This window comes from Streptomyces sp. MB09-02B, from assembly GCF_033794485.1.
GTDB lineage: Bacteria > Actinomycetota > Actinomycetes > Streptomycetales > Streptomycetaceae > Streptomyces.
Window position 1 is genome coordinate 1 of record NZ_JARGEE010000040.1, and the last position, 15,356, is coordinate 15,356.

General features: G+C 72.3%; 13 protein-coding genes. 3 read left to right on the forward strand and 10 right to left on the reverse strand.

Going from position 1 to position 15,356, the window contains the following annotated elements; translation table 11 throughout:
- Window positions 1–88: 88 nt before the first annotated feature.
- Window positions 89–1,390: a pyroglutamyl peptidase gene (locus tag P1P70_RS08830; protein ID WP_413471442.1), complete on the reverse strand. Its 1,302-nt coding sequence runs from the start codon at window positions 1,388–1,390 to the stop codon at window positions 89–91.
- A 210-nt stretch (window positions 1,391–1,600) separates the two neighbouring features.
- Complete coding sequence (locus P1P70_RS08835) at window positions 1,601–2,197, reverse strand: TetR/AcrR family transcriptional regulator (protein ID WP_319235966.1); 597 nt, start codon at window positions 2,195–2,197, stop codon at window positions 1,601–1,603.
- 114 nt (window positions 2,198–2,311) lie between these two features.
- On the opposite strand from P1P70_RS08835, the gene P1P70_RS08840 reads away from it, so the two are divergent.
- Window positions 2,312–4,774: a glycoside hydrolase family 3 protein gene (locus tag P1P70_RS08840; protein ID WP_319235968.1), complete on the forward strand. Its 2,463-nt coding sequence runs from the start codon at window positions 2,312–2,314 to the stop codon at window positions 4,772–4,774.
- 88 nt (window positions 4,775–4,862) lie between these two features.
- On the opposite strand, the gene P1P70_RS08845 is transcribed toward P1P70_RS08840, so the two are convergent.
- Both P1P70_RS08845 and P1P70_RS08850 read right to left on the reverse strand, forming a co-directional pair.
- Window positions 4,863–5,852 carry an aldose epimerase family protein gene (locus tag P1P70_RS08845; protein ID WP_319235971.1) on the reverse strand — a complete coding sequence of 330 codons (990 nt, stop codon included), beginning with the start codon at window positions 5,850–5,852 and terminating at the stop codon, window positions 4,863–4,865.
- 15 nt (window positions 5,853–5,867) lie between these two features.
- On the reverse strand, window positions 5,868–6,767 hold the full coding sequence (locus P1P70_RS08850; RefSeq protein ID WP_319235973.1) for an SGNH/GDSL hydrolase family protein: 900 nt from the start codon (window positions 6,765–6,767) through the stop codon (window positions 5,868–5,870).
- Between the two features lie 302 nt (window positions 6,768–7,069).
- Here P1P70_RS08850 and P1P70_RS08855 point away from each other — a divergent pair, with 302 nt between their 5' ends.
- Window positions 7,070–7,564, forward strand: a complete 495-nt coding sequence (locus P1P70_RS08855) for a DUF3145 domain-containing protein (protein WP_319235974.1) — start codon at window positions 7,070–7,072, stop codon at window positions 7,562–7,564.
- 176 nt (window positions 7,565–7,740) lie between these two features.
- Here the strand turns inward: P1P70_RS08855 and fabF are convergent, their stop codons facing one another.
- From fabF to fasR, 5 genes are all read right to left on the reverse strand, one after another.
- Complete coding sequence (gene fabF / locus P1P70_RS08860) at window positions 7,741–9,012, reverse strand: beta-ketoacyl-ACP synthase II (RefSeq protein WP_319235975.1); 1,272 nt, start codon at window positions 9,010–9,012, stop codon at window positions 7,741–7,743.
- Window positions 9,013–9,115: 103 nt separating this feature from the next.
- On the reverse strand, window positions 9,116–9,364 hold the full coding sequence (locus P1P70_RS08865; RefSeq protein WP_045557916.1) for an acyl carrier protein: 249 nt from the start codon (window positions 9,362–9,364) through the stop codon (window positions 9,116–9,118).
- A 111-nt stretch (window positions 9,365–9,475) separates the two neighbouring features.
- Window positions 9,476–10,507 (reverse strand): ketoacyl-ACP synthase III, encoded by a 1,032-nt coding sequence (locus P1P70_RS08870; protein WP_319235976.1) that lies wholly within the window; start codon window positions 10,505–10,507, stop codon window positions 9,476–9,478.
- A 13-nt stretch (window positions 10,508–10,520) separates the two neighbouring features.
- Window positions 10,521–11,435: an ACP S-malonyltransferase gene (locus P1P70_RS08875; RefSeq protein ID WP_319235978.1), complete on the reverse strand. Its 915-nt coding sequence runs from the start codon at window positions 11,433–11,435 to the stop codon at window positions 10,521–10,523.
- Between the two features lie 89 nt (window positions 11,436–11,524).
- Entirely contained in the window at window positions 11,525–12,727 is a 1,203-nt protein-coding gene (gene fasR / locus P1P70_RS08880) for a fatty acid biosynthesis transcriptional regulator FasR (RefSeq protein WP_319235980.1), read from the reverse strand.
- Between the two features lie 62 nt (window positions 12,728–12,789).
- On the opposite strand from fasR, the gene P1P70_RS08885 reads away from it, so the two are divergent.
- Window positions 12,790–13,449: a pirin family protein gene (locus P1P70_RS08885; RefSeq protein WP_319236020.1), complete on the forward strand. Its 660-nt coding sequence runs from the start codon at window positions 12,790–12,792 to the stop codon at window positions 13,447–13,449.
- 7 nt (window positions 13,450–13,456) lie between these two features.
- Here the strand turns inward: P1P70_RS08885 and P1P70_RS08890 are convergent, their stop codons facing one another.
- The gene (locus P1P70_RS08890; RefSeq protein WP_319235982.1) at window positions 13,457–15,319 is read right to left on the reverse strand and encodes a serine/threonine-protein kinase; all 1,863 of its coding nucleotides are present in this window, start codon (window positions 15,317–15,319) and stop codon (window positions 13,457–13,459) included.
- Window positions 15,320–15,356 lie beyond the last annotated feature (37 nt).

Below are 15,356 nucleotides of genomic sequence, written 5' to 3' on the forward strand. Positions count from 1 at the left end.
CCTGAGGACGCTCCGGCCCCGCCCATGTTCCGCAAGCCCGGGGTCGGCGCCTGACCGGGCGTCGCGTCACCGCGCGGCCGGAGCGTCCTCAGGCGCCGGGAGCCGTGGCGTCCACGGCGACCGACACGATCGTCCGCACCTGGGCGATGATGTCCAGCCGGTTGCGCACGAACTCGGGATCGGTCACCGCCCCGGTCGCCGGGTCGGTGTTGCCGGTCCCGAACTGCAGGACGGGCGTGTGCACATGCCCGCCCGGCAGCGTCGAGCCCAGCCCCAGCCGGTCGCGCAGGAGCGTCGCCCGGTAGGCGATCTCGTTGGAGAGGTAGTCGCCGCCGCCCCCGGCCCGCGCGGTCGAGCCCGGCGTCGGCCCGTCCGGGCGGACGACTGCCGCCGTGCCGCCCGCCGGTATCTCGGTCACGCTGGTGTTGTCGTAGACGGGGAAGCGACCGGTGTCCGCGGCGACGATGTCCGCGTACGGCAGGGTCGTGGTCGTCCACTGGGGCCGGGTGGCGGGATCGCCGACCGGGATGGTCTCGGCGCGGCCGACGCTGTTGTTGTCGGCGAAGCCGCCGCGCCAGGCCCCGTTGGTCCGCTCGATGTCGAAACGCCCCACCCGGCCCTGGCTGACGGTCGCGAAGAGATCCACGCGGGGCAACCGCTCGCGCAGCGCGCGCTCGACCGTGCCGTCCGCGAAGTCCTGCCAGCGGACGGGGAAGACAGCGGTCTCGACACGGGCGAGCCCCTCGGCGGTCCGGATCACCGTCCCGTCGAGGGCCAGCGCGGTCGCCCCGGAGGGATTGGAGATCCGCACGTCCCGGTCCAGCGTGAACGGATCGAACCCGGTGACGAGAACCCGCTTCACCCCCTTGTCACGCGGCGGAAAGCGCAGGGAGTCCTGCCCGCGCGAAGAGGTCTCCAACTCGTCCAGCAGCCGCGCCCTCTGCCGCTCACTCAGCTCGAACGCGGGCTCAAAGCCCCGCACTTCCCGCGTCATCCCCAACCGCGCCCAGTACAGCGGCCGGTCGTCGTCCCGGCTCAGGTCACCGCCCGCCGGCCCTCGCCCCTGCGCCCGGTCCACGGCCCGCGTCCACAGCCGCCCGCCCTGCCGTACGACGATCCGCTCGGCCTGCGCGTACGACCGCGCCCCGTCCAGGGCCCGCGCGAACTCCGGCGCCACGGTGTCGAATCCGGACCGCCGCAGGATCTCCTGGGGCACGGCCCGATCGAGCCGCTGCTCCTCGACGGTGGGCGCGGCGGCCGAGGAGACCGCCGCCGCCGCCGGGGCAGAGGCAGAGGCGGAGGCGGAGGTGGGGGCGCAGAGACCGGCGAGCAGGGCCGCCAGACCTATCGTCGCTCCGCGTAACTGCCGGTAAGTCAGTAGGGAAGTCAAGGAAGTTCGGGTCCTTCCATCGCTGTTCGGTGCCGTGGGGGTAGTGCTCCGGACGGCGGCAGTATCGCGTGCCACAAGGGGCACCCGCCATGCCATGTGCCGGGAGGGGCCGGCAGCGGAAGACGCGCCTGCGGCCCCCGGCGGCTCAGCCGCCCGCCGCCCGCACGCCGCGGCACCGGAATCCGCGCCGCCACCCGCGACGGCCTGAGCTCAGCCGGCGTCCTCGCCCAGCAGCGCCAGGAAGTCCCGGAACGCCCCCGGCATGTCCACGGCGCCCGGGTCCAGCAGCCACTGGTACTGCAGGCCGTCCATCACGGCCACCAGCAGCGGCGCCGCACGCTCCGGGGTGAGCCCGCTCGGGAGGCGGTCGCCGTACTCGGCGCGCAGCACCTCGGCCATGGAGCCCCGCACCCGCTCGTACCGCTCGGTGAAGAACTCGCGCGCGGGATGCCCCTCGGTGACGCTCTCGCCGAGCAGCGCGGAGAAGGTCTGCACGATCCCGGGCCGCATGGCGTTGTACTCGACCAGGGAACCCATCAGATCGAGCCGCAGCGGGCTGTCGGGGACGGCGTCCCAGCGGTCCCGCTCCCTGAGGACGGCGACGAGCAGCGCCTCTTTGGTGGGGAAGTAGTGCAGCAGCCCCTGCTGGGTGAGTCCGACGCGCTCGGCGACCGCGGCCATGCTCGCACCCCGGTAACCGCGTTCGGCGATCACCTCCAGTGCCGCCAGCACGATCTCCGCCCGCCGCTCCTCGCCCCTGACGCTCCTGGTCCCACTGGTCCCGCTCATGCCGTCACCGTACGGCATCCGAACCCACCGGACGGCTGTGAATATAACGGCAACATAACGAAACCTACCGATCTACAGGTGATGCGTGCACGATGACGGAGACAGCACCGGACTCGAAGAGGAGGCACCGCGATGGCGGCAACCCCGGGCACCCACCCCACCCCGGCCGACGAGGCCCGCGAAGCGGCGGTCGAGAAGGCCCTCGCCAGGCTGGACCTGGATGCCAAGGCGAGGCTGCTCTCCGGCCAGGACATGTGGACGCTGCCCGCGCTCCCCGAGATCGGCCTGGCCTCACTCGTCATGTCCGACGGCCCCATCGGCGTCCGGGGAGTGCGCTGGACCGCCGAGGACCCGTCCGTCGCGCTGCCCTCCCCGACCGCCCTGGCCGCCACCTGGGACCCCGAACTCGCCCGCCGGGCAGGGGTGTTGCTGGCCCAGGAGGCCCGACGCAAGGGCGTCCACGTCCTCCTCGCCCCCACGGTCAACCTGCACCGCTCACCGCTGGGCGGCCGCCACTTCGAGGCGTACAGCGAGGACCCGTACCTCACCGGCGAGATCGGCTCGGGCTATGTGACGGGCGTGCAGTCCGGCGGCGTCGGCACCACGGTCAAGCACTTCGTCGCCAACGACGCCGAGACCGACCGCTTCACGGTGGACAACCTGGTCTCCGAACGCGCCCTGCGCGAGCTGTACCTGGCCCCGTTCGAGGCGATCGTGGCGAACGCCCACCCCTGGGGCGTCATGACCGCCTACAACCAGGTCAACGGCACCACGATGACCGAACACCGCTACCTCGTGAACGAGGTCCTGCGCGGCGAGTGGGGCTTCGACGGCTTCAACGTCTCCGACTGGCTGGCCGCACGCTCGACGACCGACGCCCTCACCGGCGGCCTCGACGTCGCCATGCCCGGCCCGGTCACCGTGTACGGCGAGCCCCTGGCCGCCGCCGTCCGCGCCGGCGAGGTCACGGAGGCCGAACTCGACGAGGCGGTCCGCCGCGTCCTGCGCCTGGCCGCCCGCGTCGGCATCCTGGAAGGCGCCGACCCGGTGGTCACCGAACTCCCCGCCCCCGTCGACGGCGAGGCCCTGACCCGCGAGATCGCCCGCCGCTCCTTCGTCCTCGTCCGCAACGAGGCTCAGGACGGCCAGGCCGCCCTCCCGCTCCGGCCGGGCTCGACGGTCGCTCTCAGCGGCGCAGCGGCCCGCGACGCCCGCGTCCTCGGCGGCGGCTCGGCCACCGTCTTCCCCGACCACGTCGTCTCCCCGCTCGACGGTCTCACCGCGGCCCTCCCCGAGGGCGCCCTGACGTACGCCGTCGGCGCGGACCCCAACGAGGAACTGGGCGTCGCCGACAAGGGGTTCACCCTCGAAGCCGTCTGCCGTGACGCCTCCGGCACGGTCATCGGCACCCGCTCCTCGCCCAACGGCCACATCCAGTGGATGGGTTCGGACCTCCCCCAGGGCGTCACCCACACCACCCTGCACACCGTCGAGGTGACCGGCACCTTCGTCCCGCGCGAGACCGGCACCCACACCTTCGGCATCAAGGGCCTCGGCGCCTACACCCTCACCGTCGACGGCACCACCCACTTCGACGGTGTCCAGGCCACCGACACGGACGACCCCTTCGTCTCGTTCTTCGGCGCCCCCGTCCCGCTGGCCCAGGTCGAACTGACCGAGGGCACCCCGGTACGGGTCTCCCTCACGCATGTCGTGGAACTCGCCGCCGACGCCCCGATCACGATGCTCGCCTTCACGCTCTGCCACCAGGAACCGCAGCGCCACCCCGACGACCTGATCGCCGAGGCCGTCGAGGCCGCCCGCGCCGCCGACACGGCCGTCGTCGTGGTCGCCACCACCGAACGCGTCGAGTCCGAGGGCTTCGACCGCAAGGACCTCCGCCTCCCCGGCCGCCAGGACGACCTGGTCCGCGCGGTGGCCGCCGCCAACCCCGCCACGATCGTGGTCGTCAACGCGGGCTCCCCGGTGGAACTCCCGTGGCGCGACGAGGTGGCCGCCGTCCTCCTCACCTGGTTCCCCGGCCAGGAGGGCGGCACCGCCCTCGCCGACGTCCTCACCGGCACCCACGAGCCCGGCGGCCGCCTCCCCACCACCTGGGGCACCCTGTCCGAGGCCCCCGTCACCCGGGTGACCCCTACCTCCGGCGAACTCACCTACGACGAGGACGTCTTCATCGGCTACCGGGCCTGGGACAAGGGGACCAGGACCCCCACGTACCCCTTCGGCCACGGCCTCGGCTACACCGACTGGACGTACGAGTCCCTCGACGTCAGCGGAACGACGGCGACGGTACGGGTACGCAACTCGGGCACCCGCGAGGGCCGGGAGACCATCCAGCTCTACCTGGCCCCCACGACCCCGGACGCCACCCGCCCGACCCGCTGGCTGGCGGGCTTCGCGACGGTGCAGGCGGCCCCGGGCGAGACGGCGGAGGCCGTCGTCCAACTCCCACGCCGCGCCTTCGAGATCTGGGACGAGACGACCAACGCGTGGGTGTACGTGAAGGGTTCGTACGCCCTGGAGGCGGGCCGTTCCCTGGCCGACCCCCGCCTTACAGCACCGATCGAGGCATAGGGCAACCCCTTAGGAGCGCGGGGCCGTGTCAATATGCGGCTCCGCCGCGTGGGCGCGCCCAGCCCCCACCCACCCGCACCCGACACACCTACGAACGCACCCCGAACCCATAAACCGTCTCCGACCGATAAACGCCGCCCGGCCGCACCTCCGTACTAGGAAACCGCGGCCGGTTCGGCGAATCGGGAAAGTGCTGCGTCTCCAGCGCGACCCCGTCCCCGGGCCCAAAAGGCCCCTCCAGATGATCCGCGGTATAAAGCTGCATCCCCGGCTCGGTCGTCGCCACGCTCAACACCCGCCCGGACCCCGGCTCCCACAGCTCGGCCACCACCTCCGGACCCTCCGTGACCCCCTTGTCGAGCACGAAGTTGTGGTCGTACCCACTTCCCACCTTCCGGGCCACCCGGAAGTCGAACCGGGTCCCCTCGACCTCCGCCGACTCACCGGTCGGAATGAGGTCCGCGTCCACCGGCGTCACCCGCGACGCGTCGATCCGCAGCTCGTGCCCGCCGGCGCTCCCCGACGCGGCCCCGACCAGGTTCCAGTACGAGTGATTGGTCAGGTTCACCACGGTCGGCGCGTCCGTCACCGCCTCGTACGCGATCCGCAGCGCGCCCCCGTCCTCCTCCAGCGTGTACGTGGCGGAGACCTCCAGCCGCCCGGGGAACCCCTCCTCCCCGTCCGGACTCACCCGCGACAGCCGCACCCCGGCACCGGCCGCGACGGCCTCCGCCGCCCACACCCGCTTGTCGAACCCGAGCGGACCGCCGTGCAACGAGTTCGGCGGGTTGTTGCGCACCAGCTCGTACGTCCGCCCGTCGAGGGTGAAGCGCCCGCCGGCGATCCGGTTGGCGTACCGGCCGATGAGCGCCCCGAAGAACGGCCCTTGATGGCGCAGGTACCCGTCGAGGTCGGCGAACCCCAGCACCACGTCGGCCGTCCGCCCGTCCCGGTCGGGAAGCTCCACGGACTGCACGATCCCGCCGTACGTCAGGACCCGCACCCGTGTGCCGCCGCGCTCCAGCGTCCATCGGTGCACAGCCGTGCCGTCGGGAAGTGTGCCGAAAGGTTCGCTCATGCGCGAAACCCTAGGTCACGACTCCTTGGCGCTGACGACCCGGTAAGCGATCTCCGCCAGCCGCGCCTGCCCGTCCACGCTCGGGTGGAACCAGTCCCACTGGCTGAGCTGGGCCTGCCCGAAGCGGTAGTCGAAGACGGCGTCCCCGTCGTACCGGCAGTGGCGGTCCTTCTCGCAGACCTCGCGCAGCACGTCGTTGTACGCCTCCACCCGGTCCTGGACGGCGTCACGCCGCTCCCCGGCCGCCGTGGTGAGGGCATCCGGGTCGGCCAGCATGGACGGACAGATGCCCAGCTTCCACACCTGCTTGCCGACCGGGCTGGTACGGCCCTCGGACCACAGCCGCTTCAGATCCGGCACGCTCGCCACGAACACCTGCGCCTTGGGCAGGGCGTCCCGCAGCGTCGCCATCGAGTCCTCGAAGTCCGCCCGGAAGTCGGCGACGGGCGTCATGGCGGCGACGGTCGCGCGGCACGCGTCGTTCGCCCCGACCATCACCGTGACCAACTCGGGCTCACGGGTCACAGCCCGCGCCATCTGGTTCGGCAGGTCGGCCATCCTGGCCCCCGTGGCCGCGTAGTTCCAGCTCCGCTCCAGCGCGCCGGAGCGGCCCAGCAGCCGTACGGCGAGACTGTCGACCGAGGCGTCGCTGCCGGTCGCCCAGGACACCTCGGGGCAGTCGGAGAGGACCTTGCACGCGTCGAAGCCCCGGGTGATGGAGTCACCCACCGCGACCAGCGACTCGGGGGTGCTGTCCCAGGCGGGTGTGGGCGTGGGCGACGCGGCGGCGCGCGGCCCCGTCCCCTCGGGGCCGGGGGAGTCGCCACCGGTCGCGTCGCACCCGGTCACGGCCAGCAGGACCGCCGCCGAGACCGCGCCCCACACCGTCCTCGAACGGTGGCGTCGCTTCCGCATTCCCTGGTCCCCTCGGTCGGTCCTACACGTGCAAGTTCCCACCCATGACAACGCGCGGGAGTTCCCGACACGGAAGACCGACGAGAACGCTGCGGTGAAGGGTGCTGTGAAAGGTGTGGCGAAGGGTGCAACTGTTCCGTACCGCACACGCGTCCCCCCGGGTGAAACAGCGCCGCGTCCTGGCGTCGGCTCCGACGGTACGTCACACTCCTTGCCCCGCCGCACGGTAGCCTCGCCACGTGGCCGCCCTGCCACTGCCGTTCCGTCAAAACGACAAGATGCCCTGTTCTGTGGAGGCCCCGGTGACGACACGTGGAGTCCTGTACGTGCACTCCGCGCCGCGTGCGCTGTGCCCGCACGTCGAGTGGGCCGTCGCCGGTGTCCTCGGGACCCGCGTGAACCTCGACTGGATCCGGCAGCCGGCCGCCCCGGGCACCTGGCGCTCCGAGTTCTCCTGGAAGGGCCAGACCGGCACCGCCTCCAAGCTGGCGTCCGCCCTGCGCGGCTGGCACCTCCTGCGCTTCGAGGTCACCGCCGAGCCCTGCGCCACCGCCGAGGGCGAGCGCTACAGCTGCACCCCCGAACTGGGCATCTTCCACGCCGTCACGGGCATCCACGGCGACATCCTCATCCCCGAGGACCGCCTCCGCGCCGCCCTGCTCCGCAGCCAACGGGGCGAGACCGACCTGGAGGCCGACCTCGCGAAGCTCCTGGGCAAGCCCTGGGACGACGAACTGGAACCCTTCCGCTACGCGGGAGAGGGCGCCCCGGTCCGCTGGCTCCACCAGGTGGTCTGAAAACGAGGCGGCGCCCCCGGCCTTTCAGGGGCGCGGGGCTGTGACATGTGCGGCTCGCCGCGTGGGCGCGAGAAGCCCCACGTACCCCGCACCCGGCCGACAACGCACCACACAACGGCGAGTGGCCCGCCCCCCAACCCGGGGTGCGGGCCACTCACCGTTCACGGCAGCGGAGATCACACCGTCCGGAACGCCAGCACCACGTTGTGCCCACCGAACCCGAACGAGTCGTTGAGCGCGGCGATACGACCCTCGACGGGCAGCTTGCGGGCCTCCCCGCGCACGATGTCCGCGTTGGCCTCGGCCTCGGGGTCCAGGTCGTTCACATTGATCGTCGGCGGAGCCACCCGGTGGTACAGCGCGAGCACCGTCGCCACCGTCTCCACCCCACCGGCCCCACCGAGCAGATGCCCGGTCATCGACTTCGTCGCCGACACCGCGAAGTGGTCGGTGTCGTCGCCGAACACCTTCCGCAGCGCCTTCAGCTCCGCGATGTCACCGGCCGGCGTCGACGTCCCGTGCGCGTTGACGTGCACGATCTCCGCCGGGTCCAGGTCGGTGCGGTCCAGCAGGTTCTGCAGGGCGTGGGCGATCCCACGCCCCTCCGGCTCCGGCTGCACGATGTCGTGGCCGTCGGCGGAGATGCCCTGGCCCACGGCCTCGGCGTAGACCCGGGCACCCCGGGCCGCCGCGTGCTCCGCCGACTCCAGGACGACGACGCCGGCACCCTCGCCGAGGACGAAGCCGTCACGGCCGGTGTCGTACGGACGGGAGGCGCCCTGCGGGTCCTCGTTGTTCTTGGACATCGCCATCATGTTGCCGAACGCGGCGATCGGCAGCGGGTGGATGGCGGCCTCGGTGCCACCGGCGATCACGACGTCGGCGCGGCCGGTGCGGATCATCTCGATGGCGTAGCCGATGGCCTCGGCGCCCGACGCACAGGCGGAGACCGGGGTGTGCACACCGGCGCGCGCGCCGACGTACAGACCGACGTTGGCGGACGGGCCGTTGGGCATCAGCATCGGCACGGTGTGCGGGGAGACGCGGCGTACGCCCTTCTCCTTCAGCACGTCGTACTGGTCGAGCAGGGTCGTCACACCGCCGATACCGGAGGCGATGACCGCGCCGACGCGGTCCGCGTCGACGGTGCCCTCGTCGGCCGAGGTCTCCGTGTAACCGGCGTCGGTCCACGCCTCCTTGGCCGCGATCAGCGCGAACTGCGCCGAGCGGTCCAGCCGGCGGGCCTGCGGCCGGGGAATGACCTCGGACGGTTCCACGGCGATCTGCGCGGCGATACGGACCGCCTGGTCGGCGGCCCACTCCTGCTCCAGGGGACCGACACCGGACTTGCCGGCGACCAGCCCCTCCCAGGTGGAAGTCGCGTCGCCACCCAGCGGTGTGGTTGCGCCGATACCGGTGACGACCACGGTGCGATTGGTCGAGCTCACGGGAATGTTCTCCAACGGTTACGAGGATTCAGCGGCGCCACCGCCGGGTGGCGGGGCAAACGGACTGCTCCGCGGGGGATCGGGCCGGACCCGATCCGCCGGATCAGCCCTGGTGCTTGAGGATGTAGTCGGTCGCGTCGCCGACCGTCTTGAGGTTCTTGACGTCGTCGTCCGGGATCTTGACGTCGAAGCGCTCTTCGGCGGCGACGACGACCTCGACCATGGACAGCGAGTCGACGTCCAGGTCGTCGGTGAAGGACTTGTCCAACTGGACGTCCTCGACCGGGATGCCGGCGATCTCGTTCACGATGTCGGCGAGACCGGCGACGATCTCTTCCTGGGTGGCGGCCATGTCAGGCGCTCCTTCGTAGTTTTCAGACGGTTTCGAGAGGGTGGGGCGCCCGCCGCGTCAGCGGCAGGTTGTGCGTTTCCCGCGCCGGACCGCAAGATCCGGAGCGGGTGCCTAGGGGAGGGTAACGACCGTCGCGGCGTACACGAGACCCGCCCCGAAGCCGATGACGAGCGCGGTGTCGCCGCTCTTCGCCTCGCCGGTCGCCAGGAGCCGCTCCATCGCGAGCGGGATCGAGGCGGCCGAGGTGTTGCCGGTGGTGCGCACGTCACGCGCGACCGTGACGTGCTCCGGCAGCTTGAGTGTCTTCACCATCGAGTCGATGATCCGCTCGTTGGCCTGGTGCGGAATGAAGACGTCCAGGTCGTCGGAGCTGATCCCGGCCGCGTCCAGCGCCTGCTGAGCGACCTTCGCCATCTCGAACACGGCCCAGCGGAACACCGCCTGGCCCTCCTGCGTGATCGCTGGGAACTTGACGTTGCCCTCGCTGTCCAGCGGAAGCGTGTCGACGTCACCGATCCGGAACTCGTTCCACGGCACCGTCTGCTTGATCGTGCCGGCCTTGTCGCCCTCGGAACCCCACACCGTCGGGCCGATGTGCGGCTCCTGGGAGGGGCCGACGACGACCGCGCCGGCGCCGTCGCCGAAGAGGAAGGCCGTGGCCCGGTCCTCCAGGTCGGTGAGGTCGGACAGCCGCTCGACGCCGATGACGAGGACGTACTCGGCCGAGCCCTCGACGACCATGCCCTTGGCGAGGGTCAGGCCGTAGCCGAAGCCCGCGCAGCCGGCCGAGATGTCGAAGGCGGCGGCCTTGGCCGTGCCCAGCTTGTCGGCGATCTCGGTGGCGACGGCCGGGGTCTGGCTGAAGTGCGAGACGGTCGAGACGACGACCGCGCCGATCTGCTCGGCGGAGATCCCGGCGTCGGCGATCGCCTTGCCGGACGCCTCGATCGACATGGCGGCGACGGTCTCCTCGTCGTTCGCCCAGTGCCGGGTCTCGATGCCGGAGCGGGAGCGGATCCACTCGTCGGACGAGTCGATCTTCTCCAGGATCACGTCGTTGGGCACCACCCGGACCGGGCGGTAGCCGCCCACGCCGAGGATGCGCGCGTACGGGGCGCCCTTGCTAGGCCTGATCTTCGACATAGCTCCAGGGCTCCTAGTTCTGGTGCTCGGCGATGAGCGCGCGAGCGGCGTCGAGGTCGTCCGGTGTCTTCAGCGCCACCGTCGCCACGCCCGGCAGCGCGCGCTTGGCGAGACCGGTGAGCGTGCCGCCGGGGCACACCTCGACGAGCGCGGTCACACCCAGCTCCTTGAAGGTCTCCATGCACAGGTCCCAGCGGACCGGGTTGGCGACCTGACCGACGAGACGGGAGAGCACCTCGGCGCCGGTGGCGACGGCCTGCCCGTCCTTGTTCGATACGTAGGTGAGCTTCGGGTCCCCGGGGGCGAGTTCCTCGGCGGCCTTGGCGAGGCTGTCCACGGCGGGGGCCATGTGGTGCGTGTGGAAGGCGCCCGCGACCTTGAGGGCGACCACGCGCCGGACGCCCTCGGGCTTGTCCGCCTCCAGGGCGGCCAGCTGCTCCAGGGTGCCGGCGGCGACGATCTGGCCCGCGCCGTTCACGTTGGCCGGGGTCAGCCCCAGCTTCTCCAGGTGCGGGATCGTCACCTCGGGGTCGCCGCCGAGCAGCGCGGACATGCCGGTCTCGGTGATCGCGGCGGCCTCGGCCATGGCCAGACCCCGCTTGCGGACGAGGGTCAGCGCGGCCGTGTCGTCGAGGACACCGGCGAACGCGGCGGCGGTGATCTCGCCGACGCTGTGGCCGGCCACGGCGCCGGGGCTCACGTCTCCGAGGGCGGCGGCGGACAGCAGTCCGGCCGCCACGAGCAGCGGCTGGGCCACGGCGGTGTCGCGGATCGCGTCGGCGTCGGCCTCGGTGCCGTAGTGGGCGAGGTCCAGCCCGATGGCGTCCGACCACGCGCCGAGGCGGTCGGCGGCACCGGGGAGGTCGAGCCAAGGAGTCAGGAAGCCGGGCGTCTGGGCGCCCTGGCCGGGAGCGACGAGTACGAGCACTCTCACACTCTCTCTTGGGGACGGCTCAGGCCGCCCGTGGGGACAGGGACGAAGAACACGAGGGGGTTTTGTAGCCCTCCGACAAAACCCTAGAGCTGGGGATCCCCATCCACCAGACGCCCCAGGATCAGCGCGATCCTCAAGGTGAAGGCCGAGCGTACATCGGAGGGCGACCAGCCGGTGACGTCAGTCACACGTCGAAGCCGGTAGCGCACGGTGTTGGGATGGACGAACAGCATCCGGGCCGCGCCCTCGAGGCTCGAGGCTTGTTCGAGATAGACGCTGAGCGTCTCCAGGAGAGCGGAGCCGGCCTCCTCCAGCGGTCTGTAGATCTCCTCCACCAGTTGCTCGCGCGCACTGGGATCGCCGGCGATCGCGCGCTCCGGAAGCAGATCGTCCGCCAGAACGGGGCGCGGCGCGTCCTGCCACGCCGAACACGCCTTGAGTCCGGCGGCGGCGGCCTGCGCGGACCGGGTCGCGGCCAGCAGGTCGGGCACGATCGGCCCGGCCACCACCGGCCCCGCCGCGTACGGCCCGATCAGCGACTTCGCCACCTGCAACGGGTCGTCGTTCCCGCCGGCGATCACCACGAGGCGGTCGCCCAGCACCCCGGTGAGCACCTGCAGCTTGGCGTGCCGGGCCGCACGCCGGATCGCCTCCACGGTCAGCTCGCTGTCGCCGTCCGGGGCGGTGCCGAGGACCACACAGACATGGTCGGGGGAGTTCCAGCCGAGGGCGGCGGCCCTGCTGACGGCGCCCTCGTCGGCCTCGCCGCTGAGCACCGCGTTCACCACGAGGGACTCCAGCCGGGCGTCCCAGGCACCCCGTGCCTCGGCGGCCTGCGCGTACACCTGCGCGGTGGCGAAGGCGATCTCCCGCGCGTAGACGAGCAGGGCCTCGCGAAGCACGCTCTCGTCGCCGGGGGCGGCGACCTCGTCGATGGCGGACTCCATGACCTCGATGGTCGTGCGCACCATCTCCACGGTCTGCCGGAGCGTGATCGCCCGGGTCAGTTCACGCGGCGCGGTCCCGAACACGTCCGTCGAGATGGCCTGCGGGGCGTCCGGATGCCGGAACCACTCGGTGAAGGCGGCGATACCGGCCTGGGCGACCAGCCCGATCCACGACCGGTTCTCCGGCGGCATCGCCCGGTACCAGGGCAGCGTCTCGTCCATCCGCGCGATGGCCTGCGCGGCGAGGCTTCCGGACGACTTCTCCAACCGCCGCAGCGTCGCGGAGTGCGGATGGACGTACGGCGCGGTTGCGGATTTGCTGGTTTCGGGTTCGGGCACGGGACAAGACTGCCTCATCAGGACACTCGCATGCGGCGCGGGTCGCTACCGTGGAGTACGTGATGGACCTACGGCGCGCCTCCGCGCGCTACCCCGGTGGGGACCCGGAGGCCGGGATCGCCTCGCAGCACGCCTTCTCCTTCGGGTCGCACTACGACCCGGACAACCTGCGGTTCGGCGCGGTGATCGCCTGCAACGAGGAGCGGCTCGCGCCCGGAGCCGGGTTCGACGAGCATCCGCACAGCCACACCGAGATCGTCACCTGGGTCGTCGAGGGCGAGCTGACGCACCGCGACACCACGGGCCACGAGACGGTCGTCCGCCCCGGCGACGTCCAGCGGCTGAGCTCGGCGGGTGGCGTACGGCACGTCGAGCGCAACGACGGCTCCGCGCCGCTGACCTTCGTGCAGATGTGGCTGGCCCCGCTGGACCCGGGCGGCGACCCGGCGTACGAGATCGTGCGCGGCATCGCCGACTCCACCCCGTACGCCGTACCCGAGGCCGGCGCCATGCTGCACGTGCGGCGGCTCGGCACGGCGGGGGAGAGGACGGCGGTGCCGGACGCGGCGCGGGCGTACGTGCACGTCGTCCGGGGCGCGGTGCGGCTGGGGCAGCACGAGCTGGAGCCCGGGGACTCGGTGCGGGTCGAGGACGAGAAGGGGCTGGAGCTGGTCGCCGTAGCGGGCCCCGCCGAGGTGCTGGTGTGGGAGCTCGGCGGCTGAGGGCCCGTCAGTCGGCGATCGGCTCCTCGGCGTTGCGCCACACCGTGATGTCCACGGAGACGTAGTCGCTGGGGTCGCCGCTGGGGGCCGTGCCCTGGAAGGTGACCAGCCCGATGTGTCCGGTATTGGTGCGCACGCACAGCTGGGAGCCCTGGGAGAGCTGGCCGAGCGTCACCTCCTCCGCGTACCGGGTCTCGCTGCGGCAGGTCTGCAGGGAGCCGTTCTGCGAGTTGTTCAGCAGGACGACCTTGTCGCTGCTGCTGCCCACGTGCTTACCGGTGATCATGTCCGTCGTGTAGTAGAGGTCGGCGTCGTCCTTGTAGGGCGCGTCGCCGGAGCCGTCCGGCTGGGGCGGCGAGTCCGTGAAGCGCACGTAGTAGTCGGCGGGGATGTTGACGCCCTTGAACGTGACCGGCTTCGGATCCGTCTTCGGCTCGGCCGCGGAGCCGCCGCCGGAGCCTGTCGAGGAGCCGCCGGACGATCCGCCGGAGGACTCGCTCGACGAGCCGCTCGACGAGTCCGTGAGCCCCTTCACGAGCGACGCACAGCTGCCGAGAAGGCCCAGCCCGAACACCGCCGCGACACCGAGCCCGATCCACTTGCCGACGTTGCTGCGGGGCGGCGGAACGGGCAGCGGACGAGGAGGCCCCTGCGGGTGGCCGTGCCCCGGCGGATACGGCTGCTGCCAGCCCCCCGGCTGCGGGTACGGTGCGTGCTGCCCGGTCGGCACGGTGTGCGGGCCCGAGGGCCCCGGCTGCGGAGCGTACGGCGCCGACGGCGGGCCCACCGGTCCCGGCGGGGGCGGCGTCGTCGGACCGGAGTGCATGGTGGGCGCCGCGTGCATGGTCTGTGCCCCGTGGTCCACGGGTGGCGAACCCAGCTGGGTGACCGGGGCGGTGGGCGGCGGGGTCTGGGTCGCCGGGGTCGCGGCCTCGGCCGCCTTGTTCCGCTGCGCGAGCAGCTCGGCCGACGCCGAGACCCGCCGGGTGATGTCGGCGCCGATCGCCTCCGGCAGCCACGAGCCCGACTGCACGAGCGGGGTGGGCGACGCCTCCTGGCAGAGCGCGACGACCTCGGCGGGGGAGGGGCGTTCGGCCGGGTCCTTGGCCAGACAGCGCTCGATGAACCGGAGTTCGTCGGCGAGACCGCCGAGGTCGGGCTCCTCGTGGACGATCCGGTACAGCACGGCGTGCGAGGGGCCGTCGCCGTACGCACCGGACCCGCGCGCGGCGAACGCGGCGACCTGGCCGAGGGCGAACACGTCCGACGCGGGGGTGACCGGCTTCCCGGCCGCCTGCTCGGGCGACATGAAGGCCGGGGTGCCGATGGAGACGCCGGTGCCGGTCAGGGCGGTGGCGTCGGCGGCGCGCGCGATGCCGAAGTCGATGACCCGGGGCCCGTCGGCGGCGAGCAGCACGTTGGAGGGCTTCAGGTCGCGGTGCACGATGCCCGCGCCGTGGATGACCGAGAGCGCCTCCGCGACCCCGGCGAGCAGCAGCAGGACCGAGTTCAGCGGCAGCGCGCCGTGCTCGGCGACCGCCGCGTGCAGCGAGGGGCCGGGCACGTAGGCGGTGGCCAGCCAGGGCTGCGCGCCCTCGGTGTCGTGGTCCAGGACGGGCGCGGTGTAGAGGCCCTGCACGCGCTGAGCGGCCCGCACCTCCTGCTGGAACCGGCGGCGGAACTCGGGGTCCTCGCTCAGCTCGGGCCGGATCGTCTTCAGCGCGATCGGATGGCCGCCCGGCGTGTACGACAGGTACACCGTGCCCATGCCGCCCGAGCCGAGCCGCGCCGCGAGCCGGTAGCTCGCCACGGTCGTCGGGTCACCGGCCTCCAACGGCCGGAACTGCCCGCCCGCGCGAACCTCGCTCATGATCTCCCCCGAAAGCTGTGCGGTTGTTGTGCACGGG